This is a genomic window from uncultured Gimesia sp. (assembly GCF_937910335.1).
Lineage (GTDB): Bacteria > Planctomycetota > Planctomycetia > Planctomycetales > Planctomycetaceae > Gimesia.
On the sequence record NZ_CALEMX010000281.1, the window covers coordinates 1 to 18,101 of the forward strand.

At 48.9% G+C, this 18,101-nt stretch carries 11 protein-coding genes; 7 read left to right on the forward strand and 4 right to left on the reverse strand.

Annotation, left to right across the window (positions count from 1 at the left end):
• Together Q0668_RS11295 and accB are read right to left on the reverse strand one after the other, a co-directional pair.
• Positions 1-760 (reverse strand): biotin carboxylase N-terminal domain-containing protein (locus Q0668_RS11295; protein ID WP_366918890.1); only part of this gene is annotated, 760 nt, incomplete at its 3' end.
• A 90-nt stretch (positions 761-850) separates the two neighbouring features.
• Positions 851-1,342: an acetyl-CoA carboxylase biotin carboxyl carrier protein gene (gene accB / locus Q0668_RS11300; RefSeq protein ID WP_298864405.1), complete on the reverse strand. Its 492-nt coding sequence runs from the start codon at positions 1,340-1,342 to the stop codon at positions 851-853.
• 569 nt (positions 1,343-1,911) lie between these two features.
• Here accB and Q0668_RS11305 point away from each other — a divergent pair.
• The 6 genes from Q0668_RS11305 to Q0668_RS11330 all read left to right on the forward strand — a co-directional run bounded on the left by Q0668_RS11305 (position 1,912) and on the right by Q0668_RS11330 (position 16,586).
• Entirely contained in the window at positions 1,912-2,658 is a 747-nt protein-coding gene (locus tag Q0668_RS11305; RefSeq protein ID WP_298864406.1) for a GntR family transcriptional regulator, read from the forward strand.
• Positions 2,652-5,453: a PSD1 and planctomycete cytochrome C domain-containing protein gene (locus tag Q0668_RS11310; RefSeq protein ID WP_298864408.1), complete on the forward strand. Its 2,802-nt coding sequence runs from the start codon at positions 2,652-2,654 to the stop codon at positions 5,451-5,453. Before Q0668_RS11305 ends, Q0668_RS11310 begins: the two co-directional genes overlap by 7 nt.
• 4 nt (positions 5,454-5,457) lie before the next feature.
• Complete coding sequence (locus tag Q0668_RS11315) at positions 5,458-6,855, forward strand: DUF1501 domain-containing protein (protein WP_298864410.1); 1,398 nt, start codon at positions 5,458-5,460, stop codon at positions 6,853-6,855.
• Positions 6,856-6,943: 88 nt separating this feature from the next.
• On the forward strand, positions 6,944-9,118 hold the full coding sequence (locus tag Q0668_RS11320; RefSeq protein WP_298864412.1) for a sialate O-acetylesterase: 2,175 nt from the start codon (positions 6,944-6,946) through the stop codon (positions 9,116-9,118).
• A 714-nt stretch (positions 9,119-9,832) separates the two neighbouring features.
• A complete protein-coding gene (locus tag Q0668_RS11325; RefSeq protein ID WP_298864414.1) occupies positions 9,833-13,078 on the forward strand; it encodes a hypothetical protein in 3,246 nt (1,081 codons plus the stop codon).
• Positions 13,079-13,871: 793 nt separating this feature from the next.
• The gene (locus Q0668_RS11330; protein ID WP_298864416.1) at positions 13,872-16,586 is read left to right on the forward strand and encodes a hypothetical protein; all 2,715 of its coding nucleotides are present in this window, start codon (positions 13,872-13,874) and stop codon (positions 16,584-16,586) included.
• 27 nt (positions 16,587-16,613) lie between these two features.
• On the opposite strand, the gene Q0668_RS11335 is transcribed toward Q0668_RS11330, so the two are convergent.
• Entirely contained in the window at positions 16,614-16,796 is a 183-nt protein-coding gene (locus Q0668_RS11335) for a hypothetical protein (RefSeq protein WP_298864418.1), read from the reverse strand.
• 206 nt (positions 16,797-17,002) lie between these two features.
• On the opposite strand from Q0668_RS11335, the gene Q0668_RS11340 reads away from it, so the two are divergent.
• Complete coding sequence (locus tag Q0668_RS11340; RefSeq protein WP_298864420.1) at positions 17,003-17,455, forward strand: hypothetical protein; 453 nt, start codon at positions 17,003-17,005, stop codon at positions 17,453-17,455.
• Here Q0668_RS11340 and Q0668_RS11345 read toward each other — a convergent pair.
• On the reverse strand, positions 17,439-17,639 hold the full coding sequence (locus tag Q0668_RS11345) for a hypothetical protein (RefSeq protein ID WP_298864421.1): 201 nt from the start codon (positions 17,637-17,639) through the stop codon (positions 17,439-17,441). The two genes, Q0668_RS11340 and Q0668_RS11345, sit on opposite strands and share 17 nt — an antisense overlap.
• Between the last annotated feature and the right edge of the window lie 462 nt (positions 17,640-18,101).

Below are 18,101 nucleotides of genomic sequence, written 5' to 3' on the forward strand. Positions count from 1 at the left end.
CTTCTCGTACGGAGTGAGGCAAATTGGGGGCCGGACTTTCTTCGACCAGCTTCTGGTGACGGCGTTGCAAGCTGCAGTCACGCTCCCAGATATGGACCACATTCCCATGATTGTCCGCCATGATCTGCACTTCGACGTGTCTGGGATTCTCTATATATTTTTCGATATAGACGCCGCCATTATTGAAAGCAGCTTCTGCTTCCGCCGCCGCCGCCTTCAAACCGGCTTTCAGAGAAATATCATTGCGGGCCACCCGCATACCTTTACCGCCCCCACCAGCGGTCGCTTTGATGAGAACCGGATATCCAATTTCTTTCGCCACTTTGATCGCATCGGATTCGCTGGTGACCAAGCCTTCCGTCCCCGGTGATAAATGCACGTTGGCTGCTTTCGCGATTTCTCGCGCAGAGACTTTATCACCCAATTTTGCCATCGCTTCATGAGGAGGGCCGATAAATTCAATGTTACAACTGCGACAGACTTCAGCAAAGTGTGCATTTTCTGCGAGAAAACCATAACCAGGATGAATTGCCTGCACGTTACCAATTTCGGCGGCACTGATAATACGATTAATCATCAGATAACTGTCTGTCGCTGCAGCAGGACCGATACAAATCGCTTGATCCGCTAATGAGAGGTAATGCGCACCCCGATCTGCTTCACTGAAAACCGCGACGGTTTCAATGCCCATTTCACGACAGGCACGAATCACCCGTAATGCAATCTCACCTCGGTTTGCTACCAGTATTCTTTGAAACATGTATTTTGACTTGGTAAAAGGATCCGACATTTGAAATTCTGATCGCAGTCGTTTTGATAACTAGATCACGAACATTCAATAAAACAGGCTTTAAGCTGAATTCAATCTGAAAAGTGGTTGGCCAAATTCGACCGCTTCGCCATCTTTGACCAACATCTCGGCTATCGTCCCGTTCAGTTCAGCAGGAATCTGGTTAAAGACTTTCATGGCTTCCACGATACAGACTATTGTGTCTGAACTTACCTTTGAACCCACAGTAACAAAAGGTGGATCTTCGGGTGTCGGCGATGCATAAAAAGTGCCAACCGTTGGGCTCTTGATCACGGGCCCCGACTCGGCAGCAGGTGCGGCTTCCGGTGAAGCAGCAGGTGGTGCTGCTGCAGCTGGCGGAGGAACCTGATAGTGCATGGGAGCAGCAGGAACCATCGACATTGTTTCCTGTGGTCCGCGGCGTAATTTCCAGGCCTCTTCACCATGCTTCAGGTTGACTTCAGTCAGCCCGTGCTTTTCCATCATTTCAAACAGAGTTTGTAGTTTTTCCAAATCGAAAGGTTCACCTTTCGGCACCTCGTTCTTTGCCATTGACCCACCTTATTTCATATTCTCAAGCTGTATTCGTATTGCCTGTAGTCCCTCTGGTCCCGTTGGAACTCAACGCTTACTTTCGTCAGCAACACAATCTGGTTTTAAATTTAAGCGATTTCAAACTTTTGATAAGAGGTACAACACAAAAATCGCGCGCACGTTCTACCCTGACCGACTTATCAGGGAAGATTCTATGCCAAATCACCCTAGAAAACCAAGCGAAGCAGTCCGGTTTCTCTAATAAAATCACGCACTCTGCGCGTATATTCGGCTTTTTCGGTATGAATCAACTCTTCTCTTTCTCATGATATACAGATCTACGGAATTTCAAAGGACTTAACAGGTCTAATACTGAAGTTCGATAAATGGCTGTTAATGATGAAAAAATCGACCGCGATCCCTCCCCTGATTGCACATATATAACATTGACGAGTGTTTTCTCACTGCTTTCTACAGCCTGGAACCCTTGAACAGCAAAATCAGAACAATCCCCAAACTTCATTGAAATCTGCAATCACGGTCTGCAGCCAGTTGACGGTCGACCGTCGACAGACTAGCTTAATGAGATGCAAAAAAATCTCTCCCTGAAAACAAAGGCTGATTTTCCACTCCGCAAAATCCAGAAGCAGTTAATCAGTGATGATGTCGAAAAACAGCTGCGCGAGGCAATCCTGTCGGGGGCACTCGCGCCAGGCGAATCGCTGGCTGAAGCACATGTGGGTGAGCAACTGGGCGTCAGTCGTGCCTCCGTTCGACAGGCGAAATTCCATCTGGCCAGTGAAGGGCTTTTGGAATTTGATGATCGAGGTACTGCCATTGTTCGCAAGCTGACCTTAGCGGATGCGCATGAGATCCTTGAGTTTCGACAAGCACTCGAATTGGCTGCTGTGAGACTGGCCTGTACGCGTCTGACAGACGATGCGGTTGCCGCGATCGAAGCCAACATTCGCCAGACGGAACAGGAACGTGATTTACTAACGTTGACACATCTCGATATCGCCTTTCATGAAGAGATAATCCGTGCCGCCTGTAATTCTCGATTGATGTCGGCCTGGCACACTCTGCGACCACAGTTGGAGTTATGGCTTGCGGGAATGCATCGCCGACATAGTGCCATCACCGCCCAAACATGCGAGGTAACCGTCGATGGCCACCGGGCACTGCTTGCCGCTTTACAGTCCGGGGACCCTGACCATGCGGAACAGGCCATGCGCCAGCATACCAGCGGAATGCAAGCTTACTTTTCGCTGACATCCGAATCGGATAGCGATGTCATAGCAGAAGGTATGGAGAAAGGTTGGTTACCATGCTGAATCAACGTGGGTTATCAATCACCCTACTCAGTACTGTTATCCTGGTGATGAGTCTGAAGACGGGCCTCGGAGCCGAGGTGCGGTTTAATGAGGATATTCGCCCCATTTTAGCCGAACATTGCCTGCACTGTCATGGACCGGATGCGGAAAAGCGTCAAGCCGATCTACGACTGGATATTGAACGCGCCGCAAAAGAATCCGCAATAGTGTCGATGAAGCCAAATGAAAGTGAGTTCTTTCGGCGTATTACTTCGAAGGATCCTGATCTCCGAATGCCTCCGGCTGACACGGGCAAATCGCTCAGCGCTAAGCAAATTGCGCTGGTAAGAAAGTGGATTCAAAATGGTGCCCCGTATCAAGGACACTGGTCATTTGAGCCGATTCAAAAGCCGAAACGACCCCCAGTCGGCAACAGCACGACAAAAGACATTGATCGCTTTATTGTAGCAGCGCTCAATGAACGGGGATTAAAATTATCTCCCGCCATCAACAGGCAGCAACTGATTCGCCGCGCATCGTTTGACCTGACCGGGTTGCCTCCGACCTGGGAGGAAGTCCTGGCATTTGTGAATGATCAGTCGCCTCAGGCTTTTGAGAAAGTCGTCGACCGATTACTCGACTCACCTCGCTACGGCGAACGTTGGGGAAGACACTGGCTGGATATCGCACGCTTCGCAGATACACACGGAGGCAGCGCGATTGGATTTAAAAAATTCCCCTTCTCATATACTTATCGCGACTACGTCATCCGAGCATTCAACGCAGACCTGCCTTATAACCGATTTGTGACAGAACAACTGGCTGCTGACCAGTTGGGACTGAAAATAAATGACCCGGCTTTGGCAGCGATAGGGTTCCTGACTATCGGGATGCAGTTTCGGAATCCCCATGACATCATTGATGATCAAATCGACGTAGTGACGCGCGGGTTACTAGGCCTGACCGTCGCCTGTGCCCGTTGCCACGATCACAAATACGATGCCATTCCTACCGAAGATTACTATTCGCTGTATGCCACTCTGGGCAGTAGCCGATTAGAAAAACTGCCCCCCATTCTTGGGCAACCACCGGAAACAAAGCCGTATCGCGAATATCAGGAACAGTTGTCGCGTCGGCAGGTATCGTACAATGATATGGGTCGCGAACAAAGTGCCATCATGCGAGGTCGGCTGCGGATGCAGGTGGGTCTCTATCTAAGGGAATTGGCCAAAGGGACTCCGGAGCAGGATTTATCGGCTACTTTTCTTTCCTACCGCACCGATGACCTGCGCCCTCTCGTGTTGAATCGCTGGCGGAAATATCTTGCTGGTTTACCCGCGAATGATCCTGTATTCGGACCATGGATTCAACTATCGCGTCTGAAAACAAAGGAGGGATTCCGAAAGCAATGCCAGACGTTAATTCAATCGCTTGTCAAAGAAAACGGCGACCCGAAAAAGCAAGCGGGGATGGAGAAGTTAACGGCAAGCGCCCCGCGCTGGAATCCTCGTGTTTTAGAGGCAATCTCGAAACAGCAACCAGCTTCCCTGCTTGAACTCGCCGACGTGTATGGCAAACTCTTTGCGGATGTGCAGCAGCAATGGCTAAAGGTTTTAATGGGAACATCGCTTGAAGCGCGCACCGCCGCTCAACTCATACCCGATGAAGATCCACGTCACCTGGATGCCAACAGTCCGATCAACCGGCAGTTACGACGGCATTTGTACGCCCCCAATACGCCGACGGCCATGTCAGAAGAAATTGCAACGACCCTTTTGAATCGAACGATACGAGATAATCTCAATGGTCGCGATGGAGCAATTCATAATTTACATCTGACATCACCCGGTTCGCCACCCCGCGCAATGGCGCTGCGAGAGGATCCATTGGCAAACGAGTTTCACGTCTTCCGTCGCGGTAATCCGATCGACCGGGGAAAGCCCGTGCAAGCCCGCTTTCTAACAGCATTGTCAGCGCCGGATGCGAATCCCTTTCCCGTTGGTAAGCAGAGACTGGGTCTGGCGCAATCCATTGTTGATCCGTCAAATCCATTGACTCGACGCGTGATCGTAAACTGGGTCTGGCAACATCACTTTGGCGTCGCATTGGTCCGCACACCCGATGATTTTGGAACGCGCGGCCAGCCACCCACTCACCCGGAACTAATAGATTATCTGGCAGCAACTTTTCTGGAAGATGGCTGGTCACTGAAAAAACTTCATCGACGAATCATGCTGACTCAAGTGTATCAACAGGCGGCCCTTGAAGAGGCTGAGTCTCGCGTAAAAGACCCGGAAAACAAATTTCTGTGGAGAATGCCTCGGCGAAAAATTGAAATGGAAGCCATGCGGGATTCGATGTTAATGGTTTCCGGAGAACTCGATACAACAATGGGAGGCCGCCCCTTTGACTTGCTTGCCAAATCAGTAACGCCGCGCCGCAGTGTCTACGCGTTTGTAAATCGCGATATTGTATCCAGCCTCGCCAGTACATTTGACGGAGCGAATCCCAGTTCCTGTACTGCCCAGCGCCCCAACACCAATGTCCCGCAACAGACACTGTTCGCCTTGAATTCCAGTTTCATTCAGGATCGGGCTGCTACGCTGGTCTCTCGCAAAGAAATGACTTCAGCAAAGAACGACGCAGAACGCGTCCGGTTGCTCTATCAGCGCACCTTCTCCCGATTTCCTGAACCACAGGAAGTGGAAATCGCATTACGCTATATACAATCGCAGAGCGTAAAACCAAAAACCAACCCGTGGCAGCGTCTCGCACATGTCCTGCTTGCTGCAAACGAATTTGTATTTGTGGATTAAACCAATGTACGATTTACAGAGCTTATCCCGGAGATCATTTCTTCAACGCAGCGGAATGGGGTTCGGTTCGCTGGCGCTGGCTCATCTGCTTGGCCAGGAGGGTCGCGCCGACGGCAGTAATGCCGGAAACCATTTCGTGGGAAAAGCGAAACACGTCATTCACGTCTTCCTGAATGGCGGCATGTCACAAGTTGATACATTCGACCCCAAACCGGAACTCACAAAACGGGGCGGGCAAATGCTCCCTTTTGAAAACCTGCAAACCGAACGCAAAACAGGGGTGGCTCTCCCTTCGCCCTTCAAATTTAATCGATATGGAGAGAGTGGGACTCCCGTTAGCGAGATCTTTCCTCATCTCTCGAAGTGTGTCGATGAGATGGCCGTCATCAGATCGATGCATGTCGAGCTTCCCAATCATGAGATGTCGTTGATGTTGATGAATTCGGGAGACCAAAGGCTTGTCCGTCCCAGTTTTGGTTCCTGGCTGACCTGGGGCATGGGTTCGGAGAATCAGAATTTACCGGGTTTTATTGCACTTTGTCCCGGAGGGCTTCCCGTAGGTGGTGCGGGAAACTGGCGCTCTGCATTTCTACCGGGCGTTTATCAAGGCACTCACGTAGACACTTCGAAAACCGACATTAATCAGTTGATCGAAAATGTCCACAATGATCGACTCACATCGAAAGAACAGAAATCACAGTTTGATTTGCTACAGACATTGAATACCCGACATTTCTCGGATCGTCCCGGTGAAATGGCGCTGGAAGCGCGCATCCGGTCGTTTGAACTCGCATATCGAATGCAAACGGAAGCCACAGATGCCTTCGACATTCAGCAGGAACCCAAACACATTCTTAAACTCTATGGAGATGGTCCACAGAACCGTCAGTTGTTAATGGCACGACGACTAATAGAACGCGGTGTGCGATTCGTGCAAACATGGCATGGAAACATGCAACCCTGGGATAGTCATTCGAATATTAAAGCAAGCCATCGCAAAGTCGCCAGCGAATGCGATCAAGGACTGGCTGCATTGATCATCGACCTCAAGCAACGCGGTCTGCTTGAGGAAACACTGATTCTTTGCACGGGTGAATTCGGCCGAACACCTTCAGTAGAAATGGGCCAAAATGGTTCCGGGGCCGCTCAAGGCCGCGACCATAATCACTGGGGCTTTTCATTGTGGCTTGCGGGAGGCGGCATCAAAGGTGGAACCATCTATGGCGCGACAGACGAGTTTGGCTTCCAAGCCGTCGAAGACCCTGTCTCCGTCCATGACCTGCACGCGACTATGCTGCATCTACTCGGCTTGGACCATGAACGATTGACTTACCGTTTCGCTGGCCGTGACTATCGACTCACCGACGTTCATGGTAATGTGATACATAAAATCATCGCGTGATCTCTGTCATTGCGTCATCCCAAGTCTCGTTCTTTCTTACAATATATCTAACAAACAGATTCTCTAACAAACAGAAAAAGTCATGAGCATGAATAAAATTATCCTGTTAGCGGTCACCTGTTTTTCGATGTTCTCTCTGTCAACGATCAGTCAGGCGGAGGTCCGTCTGCCGCACATCTTTGGAAACCACATGGTCTTGCAACGCGATCAACCAATTCCCGTCTGGGGCTGGGCTGATCCGGGTGAAAACGTCTCGATCGCGCTGGGCAGTACCAACGTTTCCACCGTTGCCGATAAAGACGGTAAGTGGATGGTAAAACTACCCGCTCAAAAAATTGGCAATCCGGTCACCTTGACGGCTAAGGGTAAGAATACAATTACTATCACCGATGTGCTGATTGGCGAGGTGTGGCTCTGCTCGGGGCAGTCAAATATGGCATGGACGGTTGCCAGCAGCAATGATTTCGCAAATGAAAAGGCAACCGCCAATTATAGTAAGATTCGTCACATCAAAATCCCCAAAATCCCGAACGGTTTCCCTCAAGAAGATGTTGAAGCTGAATGGACCATCTGTTCGCCAGACACAGTAGGCAACTACACGGCAGTGGGATATTTTTTCGGTCGCAAGTTACACAAAGATCTCGATGTTCCAGTGGGGCTAATCAATTCATCATGGGGTGGAACACGCATTGACCCCTGGACGCCCCCCGTTGGTTTTTCAAAAGAGCCTAAGCTGGCGGGCATCTTCAAACAGGTGCAATTAACAAACCCGGCGAACGCCTCTTATCAGTCAACACTGGCCGCTTATCTGAAAGCTCTCGAAGCATGGCTCGCGTTAGCAAAAACTTCATTGAAAGATGAGACGGCGCTCAAGTCTCCACCAGCTTATCCCGCTGCGATCAAGCCACTCACGAGCCCCGGCTCTCCTACAACACTTTATAATGGCATGATTCATCCGCTTGTGCCGTTCGCAATACGTGGCGCCATCTGGTATCAGGGTGAATCGAACCATAATGAGGGGATGCTTTACTACGACAAGATGAAGGCGCTGATCGGCGGTTGGCGTGAGGTCTGGAAGCAGGGCGAATTCCCTTTCCTCTATGTTCAGATCGCACCGTGGCAATACGGAAGTGAGTCGCCCGGCATTTTGCCTCTGTTGTGGGAGGCGCAAAATAAGTCGCTCGAAATTCCTAACACCGGACAAGCTGTCATCCACGATATAGGCAACCTGAAGGACATCCATCCCAAAAACAAACAGGATGTCGGGGCGCGTCTGGCATTGATCGCGCTTGCAAAAACCTATGGAAAGAAAGATCTCGTCTATTCAGGTCCCGTATTCAAGTCGCTGAAGAAAGAGGGCGCCAAGTTGCGTGTAACCTTCGATCATGTGGGCAGCGGTCTCGTCTCCCGTGATGGCAATCCACTCAACTGGTTTGAAATCATCGGCAAGGAAACCGACTTTGTACCAGCTCAGGCTGTGATTGATGGCGACTCAGTCATTCTTTCTTCGCCCAAAGTCAAAGAAGCAGTGGCGATGCGCTTCGCGTGGCACAAACTGGCCGAACCGAATCTGGCTAATAAGGAAGGCTTGCCAGCAGCGCCCTTCCGCGCGGGCAAAGTTCCCGATCGCGACTGGTTATCGCTGAAAGTCGATGAAGCCAAGCAGTACAAACTGATTTACGATCTCGATTTAAAAAATCTGGGGCAGAAAATCGAATACAACTACAACGCCAGTCCGAATTTCTCAAACCCCTTTGATCGGATCGCCTACTTTCTCGAGCTGCAAAAAATCGGTGGGGAAACGCAGTACGTTTACGTTTCAATGGACGCCTTCACAGACGATGTCACCAAAATCGGCGTGCCAACACTCGGCAGCAAAGCCAAGTTCCAAAAGAAAGTCGGCAATTTAAACGTGGTCTCCAATGTCGCGGGCATCAAAACAGGCAACGGACTGACGGGCGGAAACATCGAATTCTGGCCGCACAACTACGGTCCACCTAATTCAACGAACGTTCCCAACGCCAGTGCAACTCTCTGGGATTTCGGCGATGAACCCAGTAACCCCAACAATGGCTATGGTTGCATGCAGGTCCACAATTACGAAGCCAAACAGACCCTCTTTGCCATCAATCACTGGAACAGTGGTCCCACAGCAGACATCGGCATCGGCAACAGTACCGGAAAAGCACACGACTGGACTTTCGCATACAACGCATCACAGTACGAAACAAAACGACTCCGCGTTTTGGTACGGACGAAATAAGTGAGCGGTTGCTTTTTAATTTAACCTCAATGAGTTGATTGCTATTTTGATTTCAAGATAAGTTTACGGGATACTTTGAACTAAGATGAAAGCCAAAATAAGAGTTGGCATCATCTTTTCACAAAACGAATGTATTCCGGCACCTCTTTCCGTCGGTTCAACGCATCGGTCATTTCACCAAAGCGAGTTTACATCGACCTTCATGCTGCCAAAGTTGATGCAACCGCGTGCACGAAGCAAACGCCGCAAAGTCGCGCCGGTCATAAAACTCAGCCGACCCATATTTACAGAACTATCCGGCACTGAAACAACTTCTGATTCTCCCCTCTCGGTCGCTTTAGTAATCCTGTCAACCCATACGTATTTCAATTCAGCCCAGAAAACCACCCAATTCGCGGACTCTCTACTTGCCAGTCGAACTTATGCGTTTTTGCGGAATCAGATCTGATGAGACAATTCTTGTCTGGACGGGCTTAAGCACATACGATTTAATCAACGTATTGCGATACAAAGACAAAAGGCATTCTGCAAGGTGTCAGTGCCGGATGTGTAGTTTGACACCCCTCACAAGCCTGCAGAAAAAGGTCGGATGGACTCTTTTTGACAGAAAGATTTTTCTGGAATGCCAGATGGAGTGTCGTATAAAATACAACTACCGTATATTAAAGTGAATCACCTTAATTCATTTCAAACTCGACTAGAACGGACGTTATAATGGCCATTGAGGTTCAGTGCGATTTTTGTTTCACAGACTACCGAGTGAAGGATTCTCTGGAAGGCAAGAAAATTAAGTGCAAGGAATGTGGGACTTCAATCCGTGTTTCTAAAAACCAACAGGCCGACGATGAATTCGATTATGAGGCTCCCGTTGCCCCACGTCGATCTTCAAAATCGAGTCAAAAATCCAAGAAAAGTTCCAGCTCTTCTGGGTTACACCCTACAGTGATCATTGGCGGATGTGCCGTTTTAGGAATCGCAGTAGTGGGGGTTGTCGTCTCAATGTTTCTCGGCCGGGGCGATGGCCCGGCTGGCGATGCCCCCAATGCGATGGAACCAGCGGCTAATGGAGCAGCCAACCCACTCGGATCTGAGCAGGGACAACCGAACGCTGCGGTACCAACTGCCAATGGTGAAAAAGAGCTAGCTCCATCGAATTGGAACGTTTCAGCCGATCCGCCAAAAGTCCCCATAAATTTAGAAATCAATCATGACGTCAAAATCGATGTTCCAAAAAACAATGGCAGCAACAAAGTAGTCTACCCAGTGACTCCCAGCACATTCGTGGCGGTTGGAAGTAACTTCTATGTGGAAAACGTTTTGGAAGTTTGGGACATGCAGGCTGGTAAAAAAGTTGGCTCGGTACGAGGAGTCCATAAACCAAGCAAAGGTGCTTTAAGCCCAGACGGTAAACAGTATGTGGGAATTTCCAAAAATGGAAAACAACTCTTAATTTACGATGTGCCCAACGAAAAAGAGATTGGGAAGATTGATCTGAAAAATTCAGGAACAGCAATGTTTGCCGGACCAAACCGGCTGGTTTCTCTTTCAGGAAAAACGTTGCAAATTTGGAGTATGCCGGAAGGAAAGCCGGAACAATCAATCGAGTTCGCTAATACTCCTCTCCCAAAATCAACAGTAATCAGTCCAGGCGGAAGGTATATGACGAAAATCTCCTACAATAGAGAAGTCCGTGACACGCTTTTAGAAATGTACGATCTTAACTCAGGGGAAATTGTCGGAACGACCAGCCTCGCCAAATTTCTTCCGAGTAGTTATATCCATTGCTACGGCGGCTCGTTTTCCAACGACGGCAAAGAATTTGGCTTCACATTCTCTACTACGAAATCAGCATGGCTCGTTGTCTGGAATGCGACGAACGGAAAAGTTCTCGTGGAACACGAACACGATAAAAACATTTCGAGCGACGTTTCATCCTTAAGAATCAATAACCCTGGCCTACTCTTTTTTCCAAATAAAAAACGCTACTTGGTCTATGGTGCATTAGTTTTTGACAGTAAAAATGGCGGACCACTTTGGACGATTCCGGTCGAGGGTTTTGGCGACAACGAACGCCGATTATTCGCCAACAATCATATTGTCGGCATCGCAGGTGGCGGGCAAGAGATGATTGTCCGCAGCTATCATCTTGATGAAGCTAAACTCGCGAAAACCGCATCGGCCGTCTCGGCTGGTGGCACCTCGAACGATGCAGGCTTGCCTCCATTAACCAATGCCGATGCTTCAGGTGCGAAAAACCTTGCTGCCGATGATGCAACAGGTTGGAACGTCCAACCCGACCCGATCCCTGCAGTGGCTGAGAATGTTCTCGAAAAGTCGATTCCTGTGAACACGACCAATGGCTCGGTGGATGCATTGCTGCCTGCCCAATCAAATTCCGGAAAAGCAGTTGTAGTCTATGGAAGTAATGATCCCAAAGCAGCTCAAACCGCCATCGAACAGTTTGACTTGACCAATGGAAAATCATACGGAGTTCAAAAACTTCCCATCGCTGGACAGGTTCTCGGCATCAGCCCCGACGGCAATCAAGCCCTGGTTCGACTCAGTTCCGACGAAGAACGAATAGATGTCATCGATACAACCGACGGTAGCCCGGTTGTTGCATTTCGTCCCTATCAAAATGAAGACAAGAATTATCGAAAAATCAGCGGTGCAACTTTCATTGACCAGGACCATGTACTGACTGTCAGTTCGGGAGAGAAACTGATCGTTTGGGAACTTCCCTCGTGCCGAGCTATTTACAGCGTTAAACAACTCAAGCAATTTGGAACTGGTGTTAGTGATCTTGATCTCTCGATTGCCGTTTTAGAATCGATGAAGCTTGCCAGAGAAAAATCGCGACTCGCCGCAATTATGCGCGGCAAGGATATCGCCACGGAGAAAGATCCTCGGCAGTTAATTCAACAAATCAATCGCGAAGTGACCACAACCAGCCCGACTGGGAGGTATTTAACAATCTCCAACGGGGCAAAAATTATGTTCTTTGAATCGGCGACCGGCAATCCGCAAGGAAGTCTTGCAGTGAATGGAACACTTGGTGCTGCTTGCTTTCATCCTAATGGTGAGAAGTTTGCCGCTACAGTCAACCAAACCGGTTCTGGAATGCTAGTAGTCTGGGATCTGAACTCGGGACAAATTGAATCAGAATTTCCAATTCCTACAGCAGGGAACTCTTTGCAATTCACCGGCAAAAACAGTCTGTTGCTTGACCATACGTTCTTAATCGACACCACTCACAAAACAATTGTCTGGAAATATATTGCCAAAAATGCCATCCACGCAGTCCACAGCCCTGATACCCGTCACTGGCTAATCGCAGATTCAGGACCAACCAGCAGTACCAAATCGATTACCGCGTTAGAACTTCCCGAAGACAAAGCAGCATCGCGAATTGCTTCTGGTAAACCGAAACCCAGACTGTATCTCGAACCAGGAAAGACAATCTCGTTGCAAGTCAATTTCAAAAATAACCCACCTGATAACGCACAATTTGCTCAACAAATTACCGAAAGATTTAAATCGCAGTACGAAGAAAACGGAATCAAAATTGATCGAGGGCAACCGCTGACCGTACAACTTAATCTTGAAGAAAGACAGACTGGTCGAAAGATGCAGTTCAAACCGCTGGGTAAGTCTGCAGCGAATGCCGGTTTGCAAGCAACTACAGTGGCGGGAACGGAGGTTGGTTGCAGTATAGTGGTTCTCTCTGGCAGGAACGAAGTCTGGCGAACGGAGATCGCCTATGGGAACACAGCCTTTGGTATCACCCGTATCAAACCGGGAGAGTCGGTCGCCGACCACCTCGCCCAAAAACAATGGGCCGCCGTCACCAAATTCTTTTCGATCTTTGCCCCACCCGTTTATGTTTTCGATGCAGAAAAGTCACAGGGCCTAGGCAGTTCGCTGTTAACGTCAGGCGGTGTTAAAACCCTAGGTCAATAGAGTTTTAACTCCGCAAAATGAGTAAAAGGTACAAATGCGAAGCCACACCAAAGTGAGTCATTGGTTCGTTCATCGTAATCCTTCACCCTCAACTGGCATTCATCTAATTTGTGTACCAAGACGAGTGGGAGAATCAGGAATTATTCGGCACAACGGGCTTGTTCCAAATTCTGCTGCATTTCCTTTGCAACCCCAACACAGGACGGTTTATTGGTTTTCGGTGCTGGCCAAGGAAACTAAAACTTAGTTGAATGGGATGTGGTTGGAGAAGGTGCTATTCTTGAACCATCCACCCTCATTCTTTTCGGATTTGGTATTGTTGGTATTGGTGGCTATCACTTGATTTGGAAACCCGGGATCAAATCCTCATTAACAACCAATTACTAAGTCCGTTGAGAAATCAAGGGCTTTTTCTTATACCAATTACAGTAAAATGCCATGTGAAAATTCTTAATACAGAAACCCTGTTTCGAGAACTCATCGGTTATTCAGGACAGACCTTAATTCCACCGTTTTAAGAAACAACGTATACAGTGATGTCCTCGCCATGCCTGATTACTCTAGCAGTTCGTGCATTGTGACATGAAATGGCGGTCAAGTTTCTGAAATTTATGGCTGTTGTGTTCCTGCTGAGCGGTAAAAACAACAACGAGCACACGAATTATAATTTTACTCTGCAGTCCATTTCGCACGGAACTTTTCTGGATTCATTGCAGAGTGTCGTTTACGATTTCGTTATCGTACAATGCTGTTTCAGGTCTACTCATACTAGCGTGTCGTGACGGTCGGTTTCATGCGACTACGCGTCTTCAATCAACCATTGATCACGGTTTCTAAAGCGAGAATTTATATGCGGTTCATACTTGCTCTGTTCTTAATATCATTGCTCTTCGAAATGGATGTCGCCGCGGAAGATCCCATTCGACTACCAGTGACCAAAGACAACTCGATCGTCATGGTTAAGGGCGAATGGAAACTGAACGCCGGACAACAAGGTCGGATTCGTATCAAAGGCAATCAGCATATGGTTGCGATGGCGTTTGACACATCTGCCATCAAAGGGAAACGAATAAAAAACGCCACACTGGTTTGCGTACAAGGCAAACAGACCATTTCTGGTGTTACCATTTCCACAATCGCCACGCCTTGGGATGAACAACGCTCAAATGGTCTGACCGCAGGAATCACAGGCATAGACGATTGGGGATACAAGGGAGCTCGGTTCCCGGCGGTATGCGGCGGTAATGGTTTTACGTTGGTACATCAGGCAAATTCAAAAATCCGCGATGGAAAATATCACTGGAACGTGCCGCCCGATATGATTCATGCGATGGTCATTGGTGTCGCTCATGGTCTGGCTATTCATGAACACAGTGCGGATACGCGACGTAACCCGACGATCTTTGCGCATGAGCAATCTGGGAAGAAACCCTATCTACTTGTTGAGCTTGACGATCAAGTTGCGAGAACTCCCAAAGCTGCGACCGGAATGCGGTTGACGGCAGCGAACAGTCGCTCGGCCCGGCTGACGCTGACATCGCCCACGCGTGATGGTTTTGCATACGAAGTTACCGTCGACGGAAAGTTACTTGGCCGACATAATATTCCGTTGATAAAGAATGGTCAAAAACAGACGATTCCACTGCGAGACCTCCCTTCATCGATCGCTGTAGATCAACCGTCTGAAATCAAAATTGTCACACTAAATCGTACGGGACAACGTTCACAACCCGCAGTGATCCGTAGCGTGATTTTTAATTCAGGTTCGGTTGATAAACCAAAGGTAACATTTGCACAAGCACATTCGTCACCCATTGCGGGCTTAAGTGTCATTCCGGTTACGGACAAGTTTGATTCTTCTGGAAAGCCCGTTGGTAATCTGCCTGAAAATTATCGAACGCACAACGCGATCTTCAATGGTCAGCAAGTTCAGCTTACGGCGGCTGCGGGCGAAGTGGTCGGTTTTCAATTGCTGTTGCGCGGCAAGGATGGCAAAAAAGTGTCCGTCAAAGTCCAACTGGACGAACCTGAACCTCGGATCGATTTGTTTCAAGCCGTCTATGTTCCAGAAAAGGGCCGCTTGATTCCTGATCCACTGCTGCCAATGCCTGATTCTCTTTCGCTCAAGCCCGATTCTGATCATTCCATTGTCGCTGATATCTATATTCCTTTCGACGCTTCCCCGGGACTTCTTCAAGGAAAGATTATCGTTTCCGACGGACGCATGGTTCCACTTAAAATCAAAGTTCTTCCTTTCGCATTGCCTCGTCAAGCGACGTTCTTCTGCGAGATGAACAGCTACGGCTTACCCGATCACGTTAACCAATACTATGCCTTGCAACACATCGCGTACGACCATCGAGTCCACGCCAACATTCTGCATTACTCACACCATACAGCGGCACCAGGAGCGAGGAAGAGTAATTTCGATATGCGTCTTCGTTCCGGTCGGCGGATGGACAACAAACGGTATGACGGTATTCAACCAGGTTCCAAAGTCGGTTATTGGGATGATTTTATTGAAGCCTTTGGGCCTTACATTGATGGGTCACTTTTCAAAGATGGTCATCGCGGACCGATTGCGGCACCAGGCTTCTATCTGACGTTTCATGAAAGCTGGCCGTTGAATTGTCGGACCTACTTCAATGGCAATCCGGACGCGTATCAAGCGTTTGCTGATCAGCCTGTGTATGCGCGAACGTATGTCAATATCCTGAAGGATTTCGCGCGACTTGCAAAATCCAAAGGATGGAAGCAAACCGGCTTCCAGGTGTATTTCAACAATAAAGGATCCCTTAACGAGAAGACCAAGGCCCCGTGGATTTTAGATGAACCATCAGGTTATTGGGATTATCGGGCGTTACAATTTTATGGAGAATTGACTGACCGCGGCCGTGAAGTTGCACCGGAAGTTCAGATCAATTATCGCATTGATATTTCTCGACCTGAATACTGCCGAGGCCAGTTGGAACAACGTGACGATCTATGGGTTGTGTCTTCGTCGGCATTCCAGAATTATCGTCGCCTGGTTACAGACCGCATGCACCATGATGACCTGACAGCATGGGTTTACGGTACTTCGAATCACATCCACGAGACGAATCGCAACTTACAGGCTTGGGCACTGGATGCCTGGCAGGACGGAGCGACTGGCATTGTTCCATGGCAGACGGTTAACAAATCGGGAAGTGCGATGACCAAAGCGGATCAACTGGGATTGTTCATCTTCGACAAAAACGCTTCCGGTGAAACGGTCATTCGGCATTCGATGCGGCTGAAAGCTTATCGCGATGCACAGCAGTTGATCGAATACCTCAACTTGCTTCAGCAACAGCGAAGTTGGTCACCGGATCAAATGCGACGTTTTGTCAATCAATACGTGAACTTGAAAGCGCAGGTTCATAAAACCAATGATGCGGATGCTGGAACGACCGCCTATGGTCGATTGTCCGCTTCGGGCCTGGAGTCTCTCAGAATCGCAGCTTCAAAACTGTTGACAGCGAAGTAGAGCTGCGCGTCGACGACTCCTTTAAAATCACTTTTTGCGTTTTAGCTTTTGAAACCGTCGTCCGCTGATTTCGGCGATGTAGAGATTACCGGCAGTATCGGCTGCCAGCATATGGGGTAAATTGAATTCACCCGGCCCGGCGCCTTTACGTCCCCATGAATTGATGACTTTGCCCGAGGAATTGAGTTGTAAAACCTTGTTCGCACGCACCTCCGGTCGCCGATTTCTACCCTTCGAAATTTTCTCACAACGGTTGGACCGGGAAGTTAACGGTTCACGCGGAGCATTGCTTGACGAACGATCGGAGAGTATGCTTTCTACAAGCCCACCATGCCTGCTTTAAAAGCAGCAAAGCCCGGACTTGACCGGATTCGTGGAATTCCTGACAGCGAACAATTTTGGAAAGACTAGCCGGTATGGAAGATTTTGAAACAAATCATGCTCTCGTAGAGGTCGGTTGCGCTTACTGGTTCAACGACAACGACGAGGTCCGAAGTCCATTCCCCGTCGAAATCCAATCTGAGGTCAAACGTCGCGCTCAAAAGGAGATCCTCGACTTTTTGGCAAGCCTGACGGAGCAAGATGCGAAAGCCATGAGTGACGACGAAATGGTCAGTATCTTTGAAGGCTTTCTGTTTGCCGAAGGGCTCAAGTTAATTGATCAGGACGACCAGGATCTCGCGCTAACTCTCAATTTTCCCTTCCTGCCTCGTGTCGGCGACTTGGTAAACAACGAGACCAAGGGTGAAAGTTGCGTGATCGAGAGACGTATCGAAGCGAAAGAGGACAACAAACCCTTCATGGTCGTTGTCTTACAGGCCATCGAATCGAAGGAGATCTGGCAGACGGAGTTCATGCTGCCAGCTTGAACGGTTCTCGTCCGTCGTCAGCGAGCTTGCCCAACCGTGCCTCAAAAACAGTGCCATCTATGAAGAACATCTTGTCAAAGGTGCATCGTTCGCGCTCAAATCGCAGTCGATAGCTCGGCACAAAGCTCGTAGCGACTGTCTTGGAAATCAAGTGAGAACTTAAGATTCGTTCCCTCATTTTCATTACGGCCACACCTTGAATCCCATCAACTCATACGTTTTCCGAATTGACGCGAAAAACGACCCAAAACGCGGACTCTATATGTGTGCGTGGAAGCCATACGTATTCGCGGAATCATCGCGAATTGAAACACACTGGCAAGAACGGCTCCGGAAGTGTCAGATTAAACCAACGATTTACGGGACACTTTCGTTCAGGATTCGTACGTGGGTATAATCAACGCTGGAAACAATACTTCAACTGCAACAGTTGAAGTACCTGTTGGCGTCAATGAGAACATTCCGGATAATCTCGTACCTGAAATCAAAACAACATGGAAAATAGGCGCCCCGTCCCTAAACCATGACGCATAAAAAAGGTGAACGGGAGGGCTTGGCGCAGTCGGTCCTGAAGTCAAGCCCCTCTACTCGCCCCGCTACCTTTAACCTTGGGAAGCAAAATATGAATTTCATTTATCAGACAGTC